General features: G+C 66.3%; 19 protein-coding genes. 13 read left to right on the top strand and 6 right to left on the bottom strand.

The window, feature by feature from the left end; translation table 11 throughout:
• Nucleotides 1-2: 2 nt before the first annotated feature.
• Together AvAM_RS15035 and AvAM_RS15030 are read right to left on the bottom strand one after the other, a co-directional pair.
• Nucleotides 3-1,169 carry a peptidoglycan-binding domain-containing protein gene (locus AvAM_RS15035; RefSeq protein ID WP_137747796.1) on the bottom strand — a complete coding sequence of 389 codons (1,167 nt, stop codon included), beginning with the start codon at nucleotides 1,167-1,169 and terminating at the stop codon, nucleotides 3-5.
• 128 nt (nucleotides 1,170-1,297) lie between these two features.
• Nucleotides 1,298-1,771, bottom strand: a complete 474-nt coding sequence (locus AvAM_RS15030; RefSeq protein WP_137747795.1) for a DUF421 domain-containing protein — start codon at nucleotides 1,769-1,771, stop codon at nucleotides 1,298-1,300.
• 114 nt (nucleotides 1,772-1,885) lie between these two features.
• Here AvAM_RS15030 and AvAM_RS15025 point away from each other — a divergent pair, with 114 nt between their 5' ends.
• From AvAM_RS15025 to AvAM_RS15010, 4 genes are read left to right on the top strand one after another with little or no spacing between them, the layout of a single operon-like run.
• Nucleotides 1,886-2,584, top strand: a complete 699-nt coding sequence (locus AvAM_RS15025; RefSeq protein WP_137747794.1) for a DUF4197 domain-containing protein — start codon at nucleotides 1,886-1,888, stop codon at nucleotides 2,582-2,584.
• Between the two features lie 34 nt (nucleotides 2,585-2,618).
• Nucleotides 2,619-3,053 carry a YchJ family protein gene (locus AvAM_RS15020; protein ID WP_137747793.1) on the top strand — a complete coding sequence of 145 codons (435 nt, stop codon included), beginning with the start codon at nucleotides 2,619-2,621 and terminating at the stop codon, nucleotides 3,051-3,053.
• A gap of 51 nt (nucleotides 3,054-3,104) precedes the next feature.
• The gene (locus AvAM_RS15015; RefSeq protein WP_137747792.1) at nucleotides 3,105-3,758 is read left to right on the top strand and encodes an HAD family phosphatase; all 654 of its coding nucleotides are present in this window, start codon (nucleotides 3,105-3,107) and stop codon (nucleotides 3,756-3,758) included.
• A 60-nt stretch (nucleotides 3,759-3,818) separates the two neighbouring features.
• Nucleotides 3,819-5,255 (top strand): patatin-like phospholipase family protein, encoded by a 1,437-nt coding sequence (locus AvAM_RS15010; RefSeq protein WP_249368152.1) that lies wholly within the window; start codon nucleotides 3,819-3,821, stop codon nucleotides 5,253-5,255.
• A 29-nt stretch (nucleotides 5,256-5,284) separates the two neighbouring features.
• Here the strand turns inward: AvAM_RS15010 and AvAM_RS15005 are convergent, their stop codons facing one another.
• The 3 genes from AvAM_RS15005 to AvAM_RS14995 form a co-directional block, all read right to left on the bottom strand.
• Nucleotides 5,285-5,965 carry a glutathione S-transferase family protein gene (locus AvAM_RS15005; RefSeq protein WP_137747791.1) on the bottom strand — a complete coding sequence of 227 codons (681 nt, stop codon included), beginning with the start codon at nucleotides 5,963-5,965 and terminating at the stop codon, nucleotides 5,285-5,287.
• A 78-nt stretch (nucleotides 5,966-6,043) separates the two neighbouring features.
• Nucleotides 6,044-7,069 (bottom strand): DUF4238 domain-containing protein, encoded by a 1,026-nt coding sequence (locus tag AvAM_RS15000; protein ID WP_137747790.1) that lies wholly within the window; start codon nucleotides 7,067-7,069, stop codon nucleotides 6,044-6,046.
• Nucleotides 7,066-8,184 carry an AraC family transcriptional regulator gene (locus AvAM_RS14995; protein ID WP_137747789.1) on the bottom strand — a complete coding sequence of 373 codons (1,119 nt, stop codon included), beginning with the start codon at nucleotides 8,182-8,184 and terminating at the stop codon, nucleotides 7,066-7,068. Before AvAM_RS14995 ends, AvAM_RS15000 begins: the two co-directional genes overlap by 4 nt.
• A 100-nt stretch (nucleotides 8,185-8,284) precedes the next feature.
• Here AvAM_RS14995 and AvAM_RS14990 point away from each other — a divergent pair, with 100 nt between their 5' ends.
• From AvAM_RS14990 to AvAM_RS14950, 9 genes are all read left to right on the top strand, one after another.
• A complete protein-coding gene (locus tag AvAM_RS14990) occupies nucleotides 8,285-10,015 on the top strand; it encodes an AMP-binding protein (RefSeq protein ID WP_137747788.1) in 1,731 nt (576 codons plus the stop codon).
• Between the two features lie 14 nt (nucleotides 10,016-10,029).
• Entirely contained in the window at nucleotides 10,030-11,637 is a 1,608-nt protein-coding gene (locus AvAM_RS14985; RefSeq protein WP_137747787.1) for a carboxyl transferase domain-containing protein, read from the top strand.
• Between the two features lie 19 nt (nucleotides 11,638-11,656).
• Nucleotides 11,657-12,544: a S9 family peptidase gene (locus AvAM_RS14980; protein ID WP_137747786.1), complete on the top strand. Its 888-nt coding sequence runs from the start codon at nucleotides 11,657-11,659 to the stop codon at nucleotides 12,542-12,544.
• A gap of 15 nt (nucleotides 12,545-12,559) precedes the next feature.
• Nucleotides 12,560-13,435 (top strand): dienelactone hydrolase family protein, encoded by an 876-nt coding sequence (locus AvAM_RS14975; RefSeq protein ID WP_137747785.1) that lies wholly within the window; start codon nucleotides 12,560-12,562, stop codon nucleotides 13,433-13,435.
• Nucleotides 13,432-13,947 carry a DinB family protein gene (locus tag AvAM_RS14970; RefSeq protein ID WP_137747784.1) on the top strand — a complete coding sequence of 172 codons (516 nt, stop codon included), beginning with the start codon at nucleotides 13,432-13,434 and terminating at the stop codon, nucleotides 13,945-13,947. The genes AvAM_RS14975 and AvAM_RS14970 overlap by 4 nt, the downstream gene beginning before the upstream one ends.
• Entirely contained in the window at nucleotides 13,944-14,729 is a 786-nt protein-coding gene (locus AvAM_RS14965) for an enoyl-CoA hydratase/isomerase family protein (RefSeq protein ID WP_137747783.1), read from the top strand. Before AvAM_RS14970 ends, AvAM_RS14965 begins: the two co-directional genes overlap by 4 nt.
• A 21-nt stretch (nucleotides 14,730-14,750) precedes the next feature.
• Nucleotides 14,751-15,470, top strand: coding sequence for a DUF4126 domain-containing protein (locus AvAM_RS14960; protein WP_137747782.1), 720 nt, complete (start codon nucleotides 14,751-14,753; stop codon nucleotides 15,468-15,470).
• A gap of 2 nt (nucleotides 15,471-15,472) precedes the next feature.
• Nucleotides 15,473-17,500, top strand: coding sequence for an acetyl/propionyl/methylcrotonyl-CoA carboxylase subunit alpha (locus AvAM_RS14955; RefSeq protein WP_137747781.1), 2,028 nt, complete (start codon nucleotides 15,473-15,475; stop codon nucleotides 17,498-17,500).
• A 162-nt stretch (nucleotides 17,501-17,662) separates the two neighbouring features.
• The gene (locus tag AvAM_RS14950; protein WP_137747780.1) at nucleotides 17,663-18,583 is read left to right on the top strand and encodes a glyoxylate/hydroxypyruvate reductase A; all 921 of its coding nucleotides are present in this window, start codon (nucleotides 17,663-17,665) and stop codon (nucleotides 18,581-18,583) included.
• 33 nt (nucleotides 18,584-18,616) lie between these two features.
• Here AvAM_RS14950 and AvAM_RS14945 read toward each other — a convergent pair whose 3' ends face one another.
• Nucleotides 18,617-19,645: a tripartite tricarboxylate transporter substrate binding protein gene (locus AvAM_RS14945; RefSeq protein ID WP_137747779.1), complete on the bottom strand. Its 1,029-nt coding sequence runs from the start codon at nucleotides 19,643-19,645 to the stop codon at nucleotides 18,617-18,619.
• Nucleotides 19,646-19,648 lie beyond the last annotated feature (3 nt).

The following is a 19,648-nucleotide window of genomic DNA, read 5'->3' as shown; positions in this document are numbered from 1 at the left end:
GGTTACTTCGACAACTCCAGCGCCGTGGCACCGTCCAGCCGACCCGACTGCGCAATGCCGCGATCCTTCTGGAAAGCGCGCAATGCGGTCGCAGTCTTCCCGCCCATCGCGCCGTCGGGCACGCCCGCGTTGTAACCCAGGTCGTTGAGCCGGGCCTGGGCGTCCTTCAGCGCCATGCCGGGGGCACCACCTGCACCACCGGCGGCTGCGCGCGGTGCCGAGGTTTGCGACGGGGGCGCTGCGCCATCCACTCCCAGGCGGCCACCGCCACCCAGGCCCTGGCCCCGCACTGTCTGGGCCTTGTAGTTGCGCAGCGATCGCACCATCTGGTTGAACGCGTCCATGAAGGCGGCTGCAATCACCTTACCCTCAGCGGTGTTGGAATAGCCGCCCAGGCGTGCGCCGCCCGATCCGCCGAGCAGCTGGCCCATGGCGCCAAAGTCGGTCTTGGCCGCACTGCCCTCTGAGGCGGCCACCTGCACCCCCGAGCGGTTGTCGATCAGGGTGAGCAGGGTGCTGGCCTCCTTGGTGTTCAGGCTGCCACCGATGGCTGCCAGCAGCCCGCCCGCACGCCCGCCGACCAGGCCCCCCAGAGAGGCTGACGCTCCGCCCGCGTTGTGGTTCTGGAAAATGATCTCGGGCGATAGCCCATAGTCGGACGCCACCATCTGCCCCTGGCCAAAGTTGCTGCCCTGGCGCATCTCGCCCGACTGCATCAGGTTGCGCTCGCGGTTCATGGCATTCATGCCAGCGGCGCCACGCTCTACCACCACAAAACAGTTGGACTGCTGCACCAGCAGGCGCAGCAGATTGGCGGTGGGCGGCAGGCGGTACTGGTCGCGCAGGATGGTGTACCACCCAGCCTGCTGGTTCTCTATGAGCGACACCGTGCCCAGCGACGACTCGCAGCGTTCCAGCTCGCTGCTGGCGCCGTCGGTGGCAGCGCCCGCAGCACTGCCCGTGGCCACGGTCTTGGCATCGGCGCTGCCCATGCGCATGTTGGTGGTTTCGCACCCCGAGAGCAGCAGCGCGGCCGCGAGGGCGATCCCCAGCGCGGACAGGCGTGGCAAATGCGCAGTTTGCAATTGCGCGCGCTGCAAGTGCGCTGGTGTGTGGGCCGTGGCAGGATGGTGGGCGGACTGTGTTCCGCAGGCAAGAGAGGAGGTCATAGGCCGATCGATGGATAGCGCAAAACGCCAGAACAAAAGGCCTTGATCTTTCGCGCGGCGCCCCGCCGCAGCAACCCGACCGAAGGAGGGTTCTCCTGCCGAGAAAAGCGTGGTGGTGCGGTGTTGCGTCAGCCATCTCGGCGCCGCAGCACCACCGTGATCTGTCCATTGGTCTCGATCGTTGCCCGCTCCACCTCGTGCAGGTGCAGGCAGCCGCTGGCGCGCAGCGCGGCCTCCAGGTCGTCGGTCGAGAGCAGCTCCTTGCGCATCAGGTCGGTGTTCACCTGCCCCTGCTGCACCAGCACCTGGGGCATGCCGTCGATCAGTCGCGCCATCCCCGCGTACCGGAAGGTCAGCTGCGCCAGCACCACATGGCAGCCGATGAGCGTGGCGGCAGAGACCAGCCCGCCCACCAGCGAGTTGTCGCCCGCATTCATCGAGTTCTGCACCGCGTTCGACAGGATCAGCAGCAGCACCAGGTCAAACGGCGCGTACTGCCCGGTCTGCCGTTTGCCCGTGAGGCGCAAGAACACCAGCAGAAACACATAGACCACCACGCCACGCAGCACGAACTCCCACCACGGCACACTCATATTCCACATCGCAGGGCTCCTTGTCGCAGGGTTTTGTCGCGCGCCAGTCTACGGCGCTGAGCGAAAATCCGCCGCAACCGCCTGCCTTCGCAGGCACCGCTCCCCGCAGAAAGAAACACCGCCATGCAACGCCGCCACCTCCTTCAAACCAGCGCCCTGGGTGCCCTGCTGGGCGCCACTTGGCAGCAGGCCTGGGCCCTGTCGCTGAGCGATCTTTCCAGCGCTGATGCATCCAGCGGGCTCAAGGCGGCCTTGTCGCAGGGCGCGCAGGCGGCGGTGTCGCTGCTGGGGCGCAACGACGGCTTTCTGGGCAACCCCAAGGTGCGCATCGGCCTGCCGGGCTACCTGGAGGATGCCGCCAAGGTGATGAAGTCCCTGGGCCAGGGCAAACGCATCGACGAGCTGGTGGTCTCCATCAACCGCGCGGCAGAAGCCGCCGTGCCCATGGGCCGGGACCTGCTGGTGGGCGCCGTGCAGAACATGACGGTGACCGATGCCAAGAACATCCTCACCGGCGGCGACACCTCGGTCACCACCTTTTTTGCCGAAAAGACCCGCGCCCCGCTGGGCCAGCGTTTTTTGCCCGTGGTGAACGAGGCCACGGAAAAAGTGGGGCTCACCCAGAAGTACAACGCCTTTGCAGGCAAGGCCGCCAGCTTTGGCCTGCTCAAGCCCGAAGAGGCGAACCTGGCGCAGTACGTGACCGGCAAGACGCTGGACGGCCTGTACCTCATGATCGGCGAGGAAGAGCGCCGCATCCGCCAGAACCCGGCCGGTGCGGGCAGCGCCATCGCGCGCAAGGTCTTCGGTGCGCTGAAGTGACGATGCACCTTTGTGCTGCTATCCCATGCCGCCGATGAAAAGCACCGACCCTTGCCCCTGCGGGCGCACGCAGGCTGCGCCCGGCAAGGCCGCCAAGGGCGCACAGGCCAGGGCGCTGCCGTACGCAGACTGCTGCGGCCGCTACCTCGACCACGGGGACGATGCCGCCGCGCCCGATGCCGAAAGCCTCATGCGATCGCGCTACACCGCCTTTGTGGCTGAGCGTGCCGACTACCTGCAGGCCACCTGGTACCCCGGCACCCGCCCGGCGACGCTGGACTTCGAGCCCGGCACCAAGTGGCTGGGGCTGGAGGTGCGCCGCCACCGCCCCATCAGCGACGACCGCGCCGAGGTGGAGTTTGTCGCCCGCTACCGCGTGGGCGGCCGCGCCGTGCGCCTGCACGAAACCAGCCGCTTCGTGCGCGAAGGCGGGCGCTGGTTCTATGTGGATGGCGACATCCATGTCTGAAAATTTGAATAAAAATGGCCGCTTCCGCGCGACCATCATGCCTTTTTAGCTATGAAATTTGAAGCAATCCTGTTTGACTGCGACGGCGTGCTGGTGGACAGCGAGCCCATCACCAACGGCGTGCTGCGCGACATGCTCAACGAAGCGGGCTGGGCGATCTCGCACCAGGAGTGCATGGACTACTTCATAGGCCGCACCGTGCGCAGCGCCACCGCCCGCATCGAGGCCGAAACCGGCCGTCCGCTGACGGACGAGTGGATGGCCCTCTTCTACGAGCGGCGCAACATCGCACTGAACGAGCGCCTGCTGGCCATCGACCACATCCACCCCGCCATCGAGCGCGTGCATGCCCACCACGGCGGGCGCATTGCCTGCGCCTCGGGGGCCGACCGCTTCAAGGTCGAGATGCAACTGGTCAAGGTCGGGCTCATGCCGTACTTTGAAGGCCGCATCTTCAGCGGGCACGAGGTGCCCCAGACCAAACCCGCCCCCGATGTCTACCTGGCCGCAGCGGCCGCGCTGCAGGCCAACCCCGCGCGCTGCGCCGTGGTGGAAGACTCTGCCATCGGCGTCACTGCAGGCGTGGCGGCCGGGGCCACTGTGCTGGGCTACGACCCGCTGGGCGACGGCGCAGCGCTGCGTGCCGCCGGGGCGCAATACGTGTTCAGCAGCATGGCAGACCTGCCCGGCCTGCTGGGCTGCTGACGGCCCAGCGGATGGATTGAGCGACTGGCCAGCGCGCTAACGCAACCCCCAAGGAGTGTCATGCACGGTATGCACCACAAGAGCACACGATGGGCGTTCTGGGCGCGGTGCGCAGCGCTCGGCGTGGCCGTCCTGGCCCTGGCCGGCTGCTCCTCCGTCAAGCCCTGGATCAACGAACCCCTGCCACCCGAGGACCAGAGCATCCCGGTGCGCAAGTCCCAGCGTGACCCCAGCATCCTGGTGGCCGTGACCCTGTCGGGTGGTGGTGCGCGCGCTGCGGCCTTCGGGTTTGGCGTGCTGACCGAAATGCAGGAAACGCGGTTTGTGTGGAACGGTAGCCCCACCACCTTGCTTGACGCCACCGACGTGATCAGCGGCGTGTCGGGCGGCAGCATTGTGGCCGCCTACTTTGCCGCGCATGGCATCGACGGCCTGCCGCGCTTCGAGCACGAGTTTCTGCGCCAGAACTTCCAGAACAGCCTCATCACCCAGGCGCTGCGGCCCGGCAACCTCATCGACCTCACCTCGCCCTGGCTGGGCCGCACCCACCTGCTCGCGCGGCGGCTCGACGAGCTGTATGGCGGCCTCACCTTTGGCGACGTGGAGCGCCGCCCGCGCCACCCGCAGCTGTTCATCACCGCCACCGACATGTCGCTGGGCACGGGCTTCGAGTTCACGTGGGAGCAGTTTTCGCTCATCTGCTCGGACCTGCGCAAGGTGCCGCTGTCGTTTGCCGTGGCCTCGTCATCGGCCGTGCCGCTGCTGCTCAGCCCCATGACGCTCAAGAACTACGCCCACCACTGCCCCGAGCGCCGCAGCACCTCGGCCGCCAGCGCCCGCGCCGCCACCGGCGACTACCGCGCCCGGCTGTACCGCGCGCACGAGCTGAGCTACACCGACGCGCAGCGCAAGCCCTACATTCACTTGGTGGACGGCGGCCTGGCCGACAACCTGGGCGTGCAGCGCCTGCTCGACCGCGCCCTGGCCGGTGGCGGCCTGCGCCAGACCTTCAGCGAAGTGGGCATCCCGCCCCGCACCATCCGCAAGCTGGTGCTGATCACCGTGAACGCCGAGCGCGACCCCTCGGTGGACATCAGCCAGAGCGACAAGGTGCCCAACATGGCGCAGGTGGTGGACGCCCTGCTGTTTGGCACCGGCGCCCGCGCCACGCGCGAGACACAGGAGTTTCTGCGCGACATCACGCGGCAGTGGCAGCAGTCGCTTGCCACGGGCTCACCCGGCAGCACCGATGTGTTCGCGCCCGATGCCGAAGTCCACGTGATCCCCGTCAACCTGCGCGACGCGCCCGACGACATCGCCCGCCGCCGCCTGCTGCAGGTGCCCACGGCGTTCTCGATCACGTCGGAAGAAGCCACCGACCTCATCGAGGCGGGAGGCAGCGTGCTGCGCCACTCGCCCGAGTTCCGGGCGCTGGTGCAGTCGTTGCTGAACACCGCACCCCATGCGCCAGCTGCGGGGCTGCAGGCCAAGGATTGAGGCGCGTGCTCAAGAACTCTTGAGGCTGCTCAAGGCCGTGTATCCGGCGCCGGGGTCGTGGGCACGCCCTGTTCCTCTGCCGCCCGCCCCTGCGCCGCCATCGCCCGCTGGTAGGCAGGTCGCTCTTGCAGCCGCTGCCAATAGGCTTGCGTGGCGGGCCCAAACTGCGGGGCCAGCCCCAGGTGCTGCGCCAGCAGCAGCGCATACCCCACCGCCACATCCGCCGCCGTGAAGCGGCCTGCACACAGGTATTCGTGGTGCGCCACGGCGGCTTCCACCGCCCGCAGCCGCGCCAGAAACCAGCGGCTGTAGTCCTCCACCACCTGCGGCTGCTTGCGCTCTGCGGGCTCAAAGCGGCCATAGCGCAGCACCAGCGTCTGCGGAAAGGTCAGTGTGGCATCGCTCATGTGCAGCCAGTTCAGGTGGGCGCCATACGCCGGGTGCGTGGGCGCCACATCCAGCCCCGCGTCGGGGTGCGTGGCCGCGAGGTACTGGCACATCGCGGCGGATTCGGTCATGCGCACCTCGTTCGGTGCTTCGCCCTGCACCAGCAACGGCACCGTGCCCAGCGGGTTCTCGTCCAGAAACCACCGCGCCTTGGCGCGCGGTGGGAAGGGCAGCATGTGGAGCTGGTAGGGTAGTTGCAGCTCTTCGAGCATCCACAGGGGGCGGAAGGAGCGGGCGCTGACGCAGTGGTGGAGGTGGAGCATGGGTGCACCGGAGTGACGTCGTTGTCTAGTTTCAGCGTAATCAGTAGGCAAGCAACTTATGGTTCTAGCTGGCGTCGATCAATCTGCCTGACTAGCTTCCGAGATGTCTACGATTCCGTGACTGGCTTTGAATTGTGCTATCTCTTCTGCACTTGGGGGTGTTGTGAATCTGTTGATCAATTGGTCATCGCATCTAAGGCGAAGTAGTGGGTCGTGGTAGAGCACTGTGCGACATGAAGAAATAGCCAGCCCATAAGAGTGCTGAATCATTTGGTTGTTCATCACCCCTATGAACGGCTGATTTGCTGGGTTGACTGTCGCCTCATTCCCAGTCCAACGACCTATCAGGAGCGCGCGACTTGTCAGTGGAAAATAGATTTCAGTGTTTTTGAGGCCAAAGCCTGGGCTGTGTCGCAGGTGCAATGGCACGTTTTCGGGATTGATGTAAGCGATAACGACAGGTCGATTTGTAGTGATGAATTCGCCATAGTCTCCGGGCACGATGTACAGGGTCCAATTCCGCTGGCCAAGCAATTGCAACACTGTGTGATGCAGACCGATCTCCGTTTGAATGTGGCGTTCGCGTGCGACCTCGATTTTGTATTCACCTCGCATGTGGAAGTTTTTTGCTTCCTCGTACGTCACTAGGGATGACTTGCCAGTTTTTTCTTTCATCTCCTCCATTTGAGATTCCCAGTGCTCTTTGTTCGCGAGCACCAAGTCCATCATGCGCTGCGCCACGCGCGCTTGAAATTCCCGCATGTTTTCCCGTTGCTCGGGCGAGCGCACTGCGAGCAGTGCCATTAGGTTGAGTATGTAGTCCTTGTTTTCGCCGTCAAATATCCCTGAAGACACCACTTCGCGTATTGCAGTCACTGACCTCGATTCGAGTTTTCCAAATTCGGTCTCGAGCCAGTCAGGCGCGCGATCGTTGAATTCGAATCGCATGAAATCGCGCTGAGCGCAGACGTTGCGCGTGTTGGCTTCGTAAGTTTTTTTGTCGTTGAAATCGTGGACTATCACCATGTGGTGCTTGCCGCGCTTCCAGCCGAAGCCGCGCAAGTAGCCTTGGGGTATGTAGTGATGATTGCGAGAATCAGTCATCTAGGAATTGTCTCCCGGTCCCTCCGAAATTCCGCTGGCGACTTCCCCGTCCACCCCCGAAACGCCCGGATAAAACTCTTCTCGTTCTCAAACCCCGCCGCCTCCGCCACCTGCTTAATGGGGCGCTGCGTGCGATGCAGCAGTTCCACCGCACGGGCGCGGCGCACCTCGTCTTTCAGGCCTTGCAGCGTGGCGCCTTCTTCCTTCAACTGCCGGTGCAGCGTGCGGGGCGATACATGCAGCAGCGCAGCCAGGGATTCGGCGCTGTGCTGGGGCAGTGCGTGGGCAGGCTGGCCCGGCAGGGGTGCGGCCAGCAGCTGGCGCACGCGCTGCACCAGCAGGCGGTCGCGGCGGTAGTGCAGCACCGTCAGGGGCAGGGCGTGCTGCAGCATCTGGCGCAGGGCCTGTTCGTCGCGGCGCAGGGGCAGGTGCAGGTAGCGGGCGTCGAAGTGGATGGCGGTGCGCGGCGCGTGGAAGGTGACAGGGCCACGGAACAGCACGGCATACGCATCGGCATGCGGAGGTGGGTCAAACGCAAACTCGGCCGCGATGAGGGGGATGCGCGAGTCCACCATCCAGCAGGCCAGGCCGTGGGCATTGCGCAGCACCGACACCAGGCAGAACTCGCGCAGCACGCCCAGGTCGCGCGCCTCGGTGATGCGCAGGGTGGCGGTATCCCCCTCGGTGGTCAGCTGCAGTGCAATGTCGTCCGTCAGCAGCCCGTGGTGGCGGCACCAGCGGGCCAGGGCCACCTGCAGCGTGGGCGAGCTGATGCTGGCGCGTGCCAGCATGCCGTAGCTGCCCCAGGGCAGGCGGCGGGTGAACCAGCCCAGGGCTTCGTCGTCCAGCTCCTGCATGGCGGCGTCGGAGATCTGCTCCATCTGCCAGGCGGTGATGCGGGCGCTGTCGTCGTGCAGCAACTGCGGCGCAATCTGTGCCTGGGCCAGGGCGCCCGCAGGGTCCATGCCACGCCGTTCATACGCCAGAGCGATGGCACGAACGAAGGCGATGGGCGTGGCGGCGGGGGCTGTGGCGGGCGCTTGCAGGCGGTGGGTGGGGCGGGTGGGTGGTTTCACGCCGCAGAGTGTGCCAGCCGTGGCACGATTTGCAACCATTGTGTCCACCCGTCGGGTGTTCAGGCTTCTATGCTTACGGATCGCCCGCCCGCATGTTCTTGTGGCGCAGGCCGGATGACAGAGCCGAGGAGACAAACCCGTGACGAGTGCAGCCGCAACGAAATCCGCACCGCTGGTGGACAGCTACGCCCGTGGCGCCACCGATGTTCCCCTGATCGAGCAGACCATCGGCGCCTTCTTTGTCGACATGGTGGCCCGCCAGCCCGAGCGTGAGGCGCTGGTGAGCGTGCACCAGGGCCGCCGCTACACCTATGCCCAGCTACAGACCGAGGCCCACCGCCTGGCCAGCGCACTGCTGGGCCTGGGGCTCGCACCCGGCGATCGCGTGGGCATCTGGTCGCACAACAATGCCGAATGGGTGCTGATGCAGCTGGCCACCGCGCAGGTGGGCCTGGTGCTGGTCAACATCAACCCCGCCTACCGCACGGCCGAGGTGGAGTACGCGCTGAACAAGGTGGGCTGCAAGCTGCTGGTGAGCATGGCGCGCTTCAAGACCAGCGACTACCTGGGCATGCTGCGCGAGCTGGCTCCCGAGTGGCAGGGCCAGCAGCCGGGCCACCTGCACGCGGCCAAGCTGCCGCAGTTGAAGACGGTGGTGTGGATCGACGAAGCGGGGCGGGGCGCCGACGAACCCGGCCTGCTGCGCTTTACCGACCTGCTGGCACGCGGCAATGCGGCCGACCCGCGCCTGGCGCTCATCGCAGCGACCCTCAAAGCCTCCGACCCCATCAACATCCAGTTCACCAGCGGCACCACGGGCTTTCCCAAGGGGGCCACGCTCACGCACCGCAACATCCTGAACAACGGCTTCTTCATCGGCGAGTGCATGAAGCTCACGCCCGCAGACCGGCTGTGCATCCCCGTGCCGCTGTACCACTGCTTTGGCATGGTGCTGGGCAACCTGGCGTGCTTTACCCACGGCGCCACCATCGTCTACCCCAACGACGGATTTGACCAGCTCACCGTGCTGCAGACGGTGCAGGACGAGCGCTGCACGGGCCTGCACGGCGTGCCCACCATGTTTATCGCCGAGCTGGATCACCCGCGTTTTGCCGAGTTCAACCTCAGCACCCTGCGCACGGGCATCATGGCCGGATCGCCTTGCCCCACCGAGGTGATGAAGCGTGTGGTGGAGCAGATGAACCTGCGCGAGATCACCATCGCCTACGGCATGACCGAGACCAGCCCCGTGAGCTGCCAGAGCAGCACCGACACGCCGCTGGACAAGCGTGTATCCACCGTGGGCCAGGTGCAGCCGCACCTGGAAGTGAAGATCGTGGACCCCGACACCGGCGCGGTGGTGCCCATCGGCCAGCGCGGCGAGTTCTGCACCAAGGGCTATTCGGTCATGCACGGCTACTGGGGCGACGAGGCCAAGACCCGCGAGGCGATTGACGAAGGTGGCTGGATGCACACCGGCGACCTGGCCACCATGGACGCCGAGGGCTATGTGAACATCGTCGGCCGCATCAAGGACATGGTGATCCGTGGCGGCGAGAACATCTACCCGCGCGAGATTGAAGAATTCTTGTACCGCCACCCGCAGGTGCAGGACGTGCAGGTGGTGGGCGTGCCCGACCAGAAATACGGCGAAGAACTCTGCGCCTGGATCATCGCCAAGCCGGGCACCAAGCCGACGGAAGACGACATCCGTGCCTTCTGCAAGGGCCAGATCGCGCACTACAAGGTGCCGCGCTACATCCGCTTTGTCACCAGCTTTCCGATGACGGTGACGGGCAAGATCCAGAAGTTCAAGATCCGCGACGAGATGAAGGACCAGCTGGGCCTGGAAGAACAGAAAACCGCTTGAAAGAGCAAGACCGTATGACCATTCTTGACACCCAACTCAACGCCCGCTCGGCGGACTTCCTGGCCAATGCAGCCGCCATGCGCACGCTGGTGGATGACCTGCGCGCCCAGCAGGACAAGATCGCCCAGGGCGGAGGCGAAGCGGCCCGAGCCAAACACACTGCACGTGGCAAGCTCTTGCCGCGCGAGCGCGTGGCCAACCTGCTGGACCCGGGCACGCCTTTCCTGGAGCTGGCCCCGCTGGCCGCGCTCAACATGTACAACAACGATGCACCCGGCGCGGGCCTGATCGCAGGCATCGGCCGCGTGAGCGGGGTGGACTGCATGATCGTGTGCAACGACGCCACAGTGAAGGGCGGCACTTACTACCCCATGACGGTGAAGAAGCACCTGCGCGCGCAAGAGGTGGCCGCGCAGAACCGCCTGCCCTGCATTTACCTCGTGGACTCCGGCGGTGCCAACCTGCCCAACCAGGACGACGTGTTCCCCGACCGTGACCACTTCGGCCGCATCTTCTTCAACCAGGCCAACATGAGCGCCCAGGGCATCTCGCAGATCGCGGTGGTGATGGGCAGCTGCACGGCGGGTGGCGCCTACGTGCCTGCGATGAGCGACGAATCCATCATCGTCAAGAACCAGGGCACCATCTTTTTGGGCGGCCCACCGCTGGTCAAAGCCGCCACGGGCGAGGTGGTGAGCGCCGAAGACCTGGGCGGGGGCGACGTGCACACCCGCCTGTCGGGCGTGGCCGACCACCTGGCGCAGAACGACCTGCATGCGCTGCAGCTGGCGCGCACGGCAGTGCGAAATTTGAATAAAAACAAGGCCCCTGCGCCTGCTGATCAAACTCCGGTGGCTCCTAAGTTTGTAGCGGAAGAGCTGTATGGCGTGATCCCTGTGGATACGCGCAAGCCCTTTGATGTGCGCGAGATCATTGCGCGTGTGGTGGATGGCAGCGAGTTCGACGAGTTCAAGGCCCGTTTTGGCAGCACCCTGGTGTGTGGCTTTGCGCGCATCGAGGGCATGCCCGTGGGCATCATCGCCAACAACGGCATTCTGTTCAGCGAGAGCGCGCAAAAAGGCGCGCACTTCATCGAGCTGTGCTGCCAGCGCAAGATCCCGCTGGTGTTCCTGCAGAACATCACCGGCTTCATGGTGGGCCGCAAGTACGAAAATGAAGGCATCGCCCGCCACGGGGCCAAGCTGGTCACGGCCGTGGCCACGGCCAGCGTGCCCAAGTTCACCATCATCATCGGCGGCAGCTTTGGTGCGGGCAACTACGGCATGTGCGGCCGTGCGTACTCGCCCCGATTCCTGTGGATGTGGCCCAACGCGCGCATCAGCGTGATGGGCGGCGAGCAGGCGGCCAGCGTGCTGGCCACCGTTAAGCGCGACGGCATCGAGGCCAAGGGCGGGCAGTGGAGCATGGAGGAAGAAGAAGCCTTCAAGGCCCCCATCCGCCGCCAGTATGAAGACCAGGGCCACCCCTACTACGCCACCGCCCGCCTGTGGGACGACGGCGTGATCGACCCCGCCGACACCCGCCGCGTGCTGGCGCTGGGCCTGTCGGCCACGCGCAACGCGCCGATTGAAGACACCAAGTTTGGTGTGTTCCGGATGTAGGCATCCTGGAGTACCTGCCATGCGTCGCCACGCCTTGCTGCATTGCCTCGTCGCCAGTCTGCTGCTGGTTCTGCCCCCTGCTGCGTTCGCGCGGCTGGTGGAGGAGCAAATCGACGTGCCTGTGCGCGTGCGCGACGCGTGGGGCAAGGAGGCCGCACAAACCATCCGTGTGACGGTGTTTTCCGATGATGCCAACCCGCGTCCGGCGCCCATCGCCATCCTCAACCATGGCCGTGCCACCAGCGCTGAAGCGCGTGCGCGTCTGGGGCGTGCGCGTTTTGTCGATGCATCGCGTTATTTTGTGCAGCGTGGCTTTGTTGTCGCTGTGCCCACACGCGTGGGCTATGGTGTGTCTGGTGGGCCCGATGTGGAAGACACGGGGGCTTGCAACAGCCGCAACTTCGCGCCAGGTTTTGCAGCCGCTGCAGACCAGTCGTTGGCAGTGCTGGCTGCAGTACGCCAGCGGTCGGACGTGGCGCCCGACAGCGTGCTGGCCGTAGGGCAGTCCTTTGGCGGGGCCTCCACCGTGGCACTCGCGGCGATGAATCCGTCGGGTCTGGGTGCGGCCATCAACTTCGCGGGGGGCTCCGGGGGGGACCCGGTGGGGCGGCCACAAAATCCCTGTTCTTCCGCGCGCCTGGAGAAGGTCTACCGGGACTATGGTGCGCAGGCCCGCGTGCCGATGCTCTGGATCTATGCCGAGAACGATCAGTTCTTTGGCCGCCAGCTGCCGCGCGAGTGGCACGCTGCCTTTGTGCAGGCGGGTGGCAGCGCGAAATTCGTGCAGGTGCCGCCCCATGGGGACGATGGACACCTCCTGTTCAACCAGTTTCCCCAGGTGTGGCAGCCGCTGGTGTCGGAGTTTCTCGACAGCCATGGCTTTGCGCCAACCGGTGGCCGAAAGTAGCAGGAGCGCTTGAGCATGGGTCTTGTCTCTCGTTGTTTGCTGCGCATGGCCATCGTATTCACGGTGGTCACCGTGCATGCAGCGCCAGCGCTGCAGCGGGTGGATATCCCGCCACTGCCCTCCGGCGTGGTGCTGCGCGCGCACTGGTTGCCCGCCGAGGGCCCGGAGCGTCGCCCGGCGGTGCTCGCATTGCACGGTTGTGGTGGGCTGTACACCAAAGGGGGTGGCTTGGCCGAGCGCTACCGCGAAACGGCCGAGCGCCTGCACGCCGCAGGTTATGCGGTGCTGATGCCCGACAGCTTTGGCTCGCGCAGCCTGCGGGAAATCTGCCAGACGCGCTACCGCGAGCGGGGTGTGGATGTGGCCCAGCGGGTGCAGGACGCGCGCGCTGCGCTGGCCTGGCTGGCCACCCAGCCGCAGGTGGATGCGCGGCGCATCGGTGTGCTGGGGTGGTCCAACGGGGCGACCACCACCCTGAATCTGCTGGAGCAACGCCTCGCCCGCCCCGAGCCAGGCGAGCCCGCCATCGCCGGTGCTGCCGTTTTCTACCCCGGCTGTGGCCCGTTGGCCAAGCGCCAGGCGGTGCTGGAGGCGGCTCCGCTGCTGATGCTGCTGGGCGCCCTGGACGACTGGACACCAGCCCAGCCCTGCGTGGACTTTGCACGCAGCCTGCAGGCGCGCGGCGGTGGCGGCGACATCACGGTGCAGGTGTACGACAACAGCTACCACGGCTTTGCCGGCACCGCCCCGGTGCGCCTGCGTGCGGATGTGCCCAACGGGACCTCGCCGGAGGGTGTGCACCAGGGGGGCAACCCTGAAGCGCGTGCCAAGTCATTGGCTGCGCTCGATGCTTTTTGGAGCCGGGTGCTGGCCACCCGTGCTGCGCCATGAGCACGGGCTGGACCGCGCATTTCGACCTGCTCGCAGGCTACAACGTGTGGGCCACGGCGCGCCTGCTGGGCGCTGTGCGGGGGCTGCCGGAGGATGACTACTGGCGCGATGTGGGTCTGTTCTTCAAAAGCATTCACGGCACACTCAACCACCTTCTGGTGGGCGAGCACCATCTGTGGTTCGTGCGCTTCGCCGAAGGCATCTCGCCCAAGGTGGCGCTGGATGCCGAGCTGGAGACCGACCGCGCGCAGCTCGATGCCCGCTTGCGCGAAGGGGCCGCCCGTTGGGCGCCGCTGATTGCGTCGTTCTCGCCCGAGCGCTGGAGCGGCACGCTCGACTACACCACCATGCGCGGCACGGCGGCATCGCTGCCGTTTGCGGCCACGCTGGCGCATGTGTTCAACCACGGCACGCACCACCGTGGCCAGATCACCGCCGCACTGACAGCGCTGGGCCAGCCTTGCCCGGAGCTGGACCTCGTCTACTTTCTGCAAAACCCGTCCAAGCCATGAGCAGCCAGAACCTTTCCATCACCCAGACCGGCGCGGTGGCGCGCATCACGCTCACCCAGCCCGAGGTGCGCAATGCCTTTAGCGACGAAGTCATTGCCGAAATCACCGCCGCCTTCACCGACGTTGGCGCCCGCCCCGATGTGCGCGCCGTGGTGCTGGCCGCCGAGGGCCCAGCGTTCTGCGCGGGCGCCAACCTCAACTGGATGCGCCGCATGGCCGACTACACGCGTGACGAGAACATCGCCGATGCGGGCAAGCTGGCCGAGATGCTGCGCGTGATCTATGAATGTCCCAAACCCACGGTGGCGCGTGTGCAGGGCGATGTGTACGCAGGCGGCATGGGCCTGGTGGCCGCGTGCGACATGGCCGTGGCCGTGGACACCGCAGGCTTCTGCCTGAGCGAGGTGAAGCTGGGTCTCATCCCTGCCACCATCAGCCCGTATGTGATCCGTGCCATGGGCGCGCGGGCTGCGCACCGCTACTTTCTGACGGCAGAGCGCTTCGGCGCGTTTGATGCGCTGCGCACCGGCTTTGTGCATGAGGTGGTGGCCGCCGACCAGCTCGATGCCAAGGTCGATGAGTTGCTCAAGGCACTGACCAGCGCCAGCCCCAGCGCCGTGCGCGCCTGCAAGAAGCTGGTCATCGACGTGGCCGAGCGCGAAATCAACGCAGGCCTGATCGCCGCCACAGTGCAGGGCATTGCCGACATCCGCGCCAGTGACGAAGGCAAGGAGGGCGTGCAGTCCTTCCTCAACAAGCGCAAGCCCAACTGGCTGGGCTGATCGGTCGGCACAGGCAACGCCATGGACACCCTCTGGTTCAACATCGTGCAGTGGCTCCACACGCTGGGGCTGCATGTGGATGGTGGCACCGCACGCGCGGTGGGCGACGCGGCGGCCACAGCGACCGCCCAACTCGATATGCCCAGCCTGTTGGCATTGGCTGCCGCCCTGGGCTGGGCCAGCGGGTTCCGACTGTATGCCGTGGTGTTCCTGGTGGGGATGATGGGCGTGCTGGGCTGGATGCCGCTGCCGCCCGGTCTGGCCGTGTTGCAGCACCCGCTGGTGCTGCTGGTCAGTGGCTTCATGCTGCTGGTGGAGTTTTTTGCCGACAAGGTGCCGTGGGTGGACAGCGCCTGGGACGCCGTACACGCCTTCATCCGCGTGCCTGCGGGCGCGGCCCTGGCCTTTGGTGTGTTTGGTGCCGACAACGCCACACTGGCCGTGCTGGCGGGGCTGTTGGGCGGCTCGCTCTCGGCCACCGCGCTGGCCACCAAGATGACCACACGGGCGGCGGTCAACACATCGCCCGAGCCTTTTTCCAACTGGGGCCTGTCGTTCTTTGAAGACGGCCTGGTGGTGGCCGTGGTGTGGCTGGCCACGCAGTACCCGGTGGCGTTTGGTGTGGCGCTGGTGGTGATGGTGGCCGTGTCGGTGCTGCTGCTGGTGTTGCTGTTCAAGTTTCTGCGCGCCGTGGTGCGGCGCTTGTCTTCTTTCTTTTCTGGTTCTGCCAAGGTGGCTTAAACATGTTCAACAAGATCCTCATTGCAAACCGAGGCGAAATCGCCTGCCGCGTCGCCGCCACGGCCCAGCGCCTGGGTGTGAAAACCGTCGCCGTGTATTCCGATGCCGACGCCAACGCCAAACATGTCGCCGTGTGCGACGAGGCCGTGCACATCGGTGGCAGCGCGCCCAAGGACAGCTACCTGCGCTGGGAGCGCATCATCGAGGCCGCCAAGGCCACGGGCGCGCAGGCCATCCACCCAGGCTACGGCTTCCTGAGCGAGAACGAGGATTTCGCCCACGCCTGCGCGGCGGCGGGCCTGGTGTTCATTGGCCCACCCGCCTCGGCCATCAAGGACATGGGGCTCAAGGCCGAGTCCAAGCAGCTCATGGAAAAGGCCGGCGTGCCGCTGGTTCCTGGCTACCACGGCAGCGACCAGGACCCGGCCCTGCTGCAGCGCGAGGCCGACCGCATTGGCTATCCCGTGCTCATCAAGGCCAGTGCGGGTGGCGGTGGCAAGGGCATGCGTGCGGTGGATAAGAGCGAGGACTTCGCGGCCGCGCTCGAATCGTGCAAGCGCGAGGCCATCAACAGCTTTGGTGACGATGCGGTGCTGGTCGAAAAGTATGTGCAGCGCCCGCGCCACATCGAGATCCAGGTGTTTGGCGACACGCACGGCAACTGCGTGTACCTGTTCGAGCGCGACTGCTCGGTGCAGCGCCGCCACCAGAAGGTGCTGGAAGAAGCTCCCGCCCCCGGCATGACGCCTGCGCTGCGTGCACAGATGGGTGAGGCCGCCGTGGCAGCCGCCAAGGCCGTGAACTATGTGGGCGCGGGCACGGTGGAGTTCATCGTGGAGCAACCCGGCGGCTACGAGCGGCCCGACCAGATGAAGTTTTACTTCATGGAGATGAACACCCGCCTGCAGGTGGAGCACCCCGTGACCGAGGCCATCACCGGCCTGGACTTGGTGGAGTGGCAACTGCGTGTGGCGTCTGGCGAGCCGCTGCCCGTGCAGCAGCAGGACCTGCGCATCACCGGCCACGCCATCGAGGCGCGCATCTGCGCCGAGAACCCCGACAACAACTTCCTGCCCGCCACCGGTGCGCTGAATGTGTATGCGCTGCCCGAGTGCGTGACGTTTGAACGCGGCGCGGTGCGCGTCGACTCCGGCGTGCGCCAGGGCGATGCGATCAGCCCGTTCTACGACTCCATGGTGGCCAAGCTCATCGTGCACGGCGACACGCGCGCGCAGGCACTGGCGCGGCTCGATGAAGCGCTGGCGCAGACCCACATCGTGGGCTTGGCGACCAACGTGCAGTTCCTGCGCCGCGTGGCGCGCACCGATGCGTTTGCGAGCGCAAAGCTCGACACCGCGCTGATCCCGCGCGAGCAGGCCGTGCTGTTCCACCAGGAGCCGGTCGGCCTGCCGCTGGCCGCAGCGGCCGCCGTGACCCAGACCCTGCTGCGCGAGCGCGCCAGCGAAGGCGTGGACCCGTTCAGCCGCCGCGATGGCTTCCACACCCATGGCGTGGTGCAGCGCCGCTTCGAGTTCGAGTTTGGCGGCGAGCATGCCAAGGCCTGGCTGGCTTACGAGCGTGGCGGCAGCCTGCATCTGACGGTCGGCGAGGGTGAAGCCGCTGTGGCGGGGCCGCTGGTGTTTGCCGCGCAAGCCGATGGCATCGAGCTGCAGTTTGCCGGCCAGCGCACCCGCGCTGCGGTGTACGCCCAGGGCGAGGTAGACCATGTGTTCACCCCGCGCGGCGCCACGCAGATCATCGCCATCGACCTGCTGGCCCATGCGGGCGAAGTGGCAGCCGAAGGCGGTCGCCTGACGGCCCCCATGCCCGGCAAGGTGGTGTCGTTTGCCGTGAAGGCGGGCGACACGGTGGCCAAGGGCCAGCCCCTGGCGGTGATGGAAGCCATGAAGATGGAGCACACGATTGCAGCGCCTGCGGATGGTGTGGTGCAGGAGCTGCTCTACGCACCCGGCGACCAGGTGACCGAAGGGGCAGAGCTGCTCAAGCTGGTGGTGGCCGAGAAGGCTTGAACCCCACCGCAGGTACCGCATGGGTGGCGTCCACCATCCTTTCGGGCTGAGCTTGTCAAAGCCAGGGCGCGGCTTCGGGCGGCCCTTCGACGGTCTCAGAGCAAGAGGGGTGATGCCTTGCGTGACAGCGCGGAGTGCCCAATGCGGCTACGCTTGGCCCCCATGAAAATCACCTTTTGCTGTACCGATGCCAAGCCCGAGCCTTGGCTCCAGGGCTTTTCCGCTGCGCTGCCCGGCGCTGAGATTTCCGTGTGGCAACCCGGCGCGCCGCAGGCCGACTACGCCGTGGTCTGGGCGCCGCCCCAGCAGTTCATCGACGAGCAACTGGGACTCAAGGCGCTGTTTAATATTGGTGCGGGTGTGGATGGGTTGCTCAAGCTGCGCCTGCCGCCCCAGGCCCTGGTGGTGCGGCTGGACGATGCGGGCATGGCCGTGCAGATGTCCGAATACGTGTGCCACGCGGTCATCCGCCACTTCCGCGAGTTTGACGGCTACGAGGCCGACACGGCGGCGGGCCGCTGGGGCTACCGCAAGCCGCGCCTGCGCAGCGACTATCCCATCGGCGTGATGGGCCTGGGCGTGCTGGGCGAGCGCGTGGCCAAGGCGCTGGCGCAGTTTGATTTTCAGATCAACGGCTGGAGCCGCAGCCCCAAGGCCATCGAGGGGGTGCGCGCGTTTGCAGGGGCGAGCCAGTTCAACGATTTTCTGTCTGCGAGCCGCGTGCTGGTCAATTTGCTGCCCCTCACGCCCGATACCACCGACGTGATCAACAAGGACACGCTGGCCCGGCTGCAGCCTGGCGCTTACGTGATCAACGTGGCGCGCGGAGCGCATCTGGTGGACGAGGATTTGCTGGCCGCCATCGACAGCGGCCAGGTGGCGGGCGCCACGCTGGATGTGTTCCGCACCGAGCCGCTGCCTGCGGGCCACCCGTTCTGGACGCACCCCCGCATCACCGTCACGCCGCACACCTCTGCGCGCACGTTGCGCGATGAAAGCATCGCCCAGATCGCGCGCAAGATGGTGGCGCTGGAGCGGGGCGAGGCCGTGGCCGGTATCGTCAACCCAGGGCGCGGCTACTGAGCTGCGCCAGCGCGCTGTGGGACGGTGTGGCGGTCAGTCCACCGTCACGCCCGCATCGCGCACCAGCTTGCCCAGGCGCTGCGCATCGGCCTTGATCAGCGCACCAAAGTCGGCCGCGTTGCCCGCCACCACCGGTGTGCCGATGGCTTCCCATTTGGTGCGGAAGGCGGGGTCCTTGAAGATCGCGTTCACGGTGGCATTGAGTTTGTCGATGGTGGCTTGCGGGGTGCCCGCGCGCACGGCAATGCCGTGCCAACCCGTGATCTGGTAGCCCGCAATACCGGCTTCGGCCAGGGTGGGCACGTTGGGCAGGACCTTGGCACGCTCGCTGGACGTGACCGCCAGCGGGATCAGTTTGCCCGCCTGGATGTGGGGCAGCGAGCTGCCGACGATGTCGAACATCACGTTCACCTGCCCACCGATCAGGTCGTTGAGCGCCGGGCCTGCGCCCCGGTAGGGAATGTGGCCCATCTTCACGCCCGCCATGGTGTTGAACAGCTCGCCCGCCAGATGCTGCGGTGTGCCGTTGCCGGCCGATGCAAAGCTCAGCACCGGCTTGCCCGCCTTGGCCAGGGCCAGGAACTCGGCAAACGTCTTGACGCCCAGCGAAGGATGGACTTCCAGCACCAGCGGGAATGCCGACAGCTGGATCACCGGCGCCAGATCGGTCAGAGGGTTGAACGGCATGCTCGCGTAGAGCGAGGGGTTCACCGCCATCGGCCCGCTGGCTGCCAGCAGCAGCGTGTGGCCGTCAGCGGGGGCCTGTTTGGCCACTTCGGCGCTGCCCGTGTTGCCACCGGCACCGCCCTTGTTGTCCACCACCACAGGCACGCCCAGGCGGCTTTGCAGCTCGGGTTGCAGCATGCGGGCCATCAGGTCGGTGGGTCCGCCGGGCGGGTAGGGCACCACGAAACGGATGGTCTTGCTGGGCCAGCTGCTGGCGGCAGTTTGCGCGACGGCCTTGCCTGCCAAGCCCAAGGCCAGCGGCACGGCGCAGGCGGCGTGCAGCAGCGTGCGCCGGGTGGCGCGCTGCGCGGAGGAAAGCGTGGGGTGGTGTTGCATGTT

The organism is Acidovorax sp. NB1 (assembly GCF_005405905.1).
Classification (GTDB): Bacteria; Pseudomonadota; Gammaproteobacteria; order Burkholderiales; family Burkholderiaceae_C; genus Acidovorax.
This window is presented reverse-complemented; position numbering and strand designations above follow the sequence as displayed.

What these genes read in the sequence shown, in the direction of transcription:
- AvAM_RS15035 (WP_137747796.1), bottom strand. Translation starts at nt 1,169, where the DNA reads ATGACCTCCTCTCTTGCCTGCGGAACACAGTCCGCCCACCATCCTGCC.
- AvAM_RS15030 (WP_137747795.1), bottom strand. Translation starts at nt 1,771, where the DNA reads ATGTGGAATATGAGTGTGCCGTGGTGGGAGTTCGTGCTGCGTGGCGTG.
- AvAM_RS15025 (WP_137747794.1), top strand. Translation starts at nt 1,886, where the DNA reads ATGCAACGCCGCCACCTCCTTCAAACCAGCGCCCTGGGTGCCCTGCTG.
- AvAM_RS15020 (WP_137747793.1), top strand. Translation starts at nt 2,619, where the DNA reads ATGAAAAGCACCGACCCTTGCCCCTGCGGGCGCACGCAGGCTGCGCCC.
- AvAM_RS15015 (WP_137747792.1), top strand. Translation starts at nt 3,105, where the DNA reads ATGAAATTTGAAGCAATCCTGTTTGACTGCGACGGCGTGCTGGTGGAC.
- AvAM_RS15010 (WP_249368152.1), top strand. Translation starts at nt 3,819, where the DNA reads ATGCACGGTATGCACCACAAGAGCACACGATGGGCGTTCTGGGCGCGG.
- AvAM_RS15005 (WP_137747791.1), bottom strand. Translation starts at nt 5,965, where the DNA reads ATGCTCCACCTCCACCACTGCGTCAGCGCCCGCTCCTTCCGCCCCCTG.
- AvAM_RS15000 (WP_137747790.1), bottom strand. Translation starts at nt 7,069, where the DNA reads ATGACTGATTCTCGCAATCATCACTACATACCCCAAGGCTACTTGCGC.
- AvAM_RS14995 (WP_137747789.1), bottom strand. Translation starts at nt 8,184, where the DNA reads ATGGTTGCAAATCGTGCCACGGCTGGCACACTCTGCGGCGTGAAACCA.
- AvAM_RS14985 (WP_137747787.1), top strand. Translation starts at nt 10,030, where the DNA reads ATGACCATTCTTGACACCCAACTCAACGCCCGCTCGGCGGACTTCCTG.
- AvAM_RS14980 (WP_137747786.1), top strand. Translation starts at nt 11,657, where the DNA reads ATGCGTCGCCACGCCTTGCTGCATTGCCTCGTCGCCAGTCTGCTGCTG.
- AvAM_RS14975 (WP_137747785.1), top strand. Translation starts at nt 12,560, where the DNA reads ATGGGTCTTGTCTCTCGTTGTTTGCTGCGCATGGCCATCGTATTCACG.
- AvAM_RS14970 (WP_137747784.1), top strand. Translation starts at nt 13,432, where the DNA reads ATGAGCACGGGCTGGACCGCGCATTTCGACCTGCTCGCAGGCTACAAC.
- AvAM_RS14965 (WP_137747783.1), top strand. Translation starts at nt 13,944, where the DNA reads ATGAGCAGCCAGAACCTTTCCATCACCCAGACCGGCGCGGTGGCGCGC.
- AvAM_RS14960 (WP_137747782.1), top strand. Translation starts at nt 14,751, where the DNA reads ATGGACACCCTCTGGTTCAACATCGTGCAGTGGCTCCACACGCTGGGG.
- AvAM_RS14955 (WP_137747781.1), top strand. Translation starts at nt 15,473, where the DNA reads ATGTTCAACAAGATCCTCATTGCAAACCGAGGCGAAATCGCCTGCCGC.
- AvAM_RS14950 (WP_137747780.1), top strand. Translation starts at nt 17,663, where the DNA reads ATGAAAATCACCTTTTGCTGTACCGATGCCAAGCCCGAGCCTTGGCTC.
- AvAM_RS14945 (WP_137747779.1), bottom strand. Translation starts at nt 19,645, where the DNA reads ATGCAACACCACCCCACGCTTTCCTCCGCGCAGCGCGCCACCCGGCGC.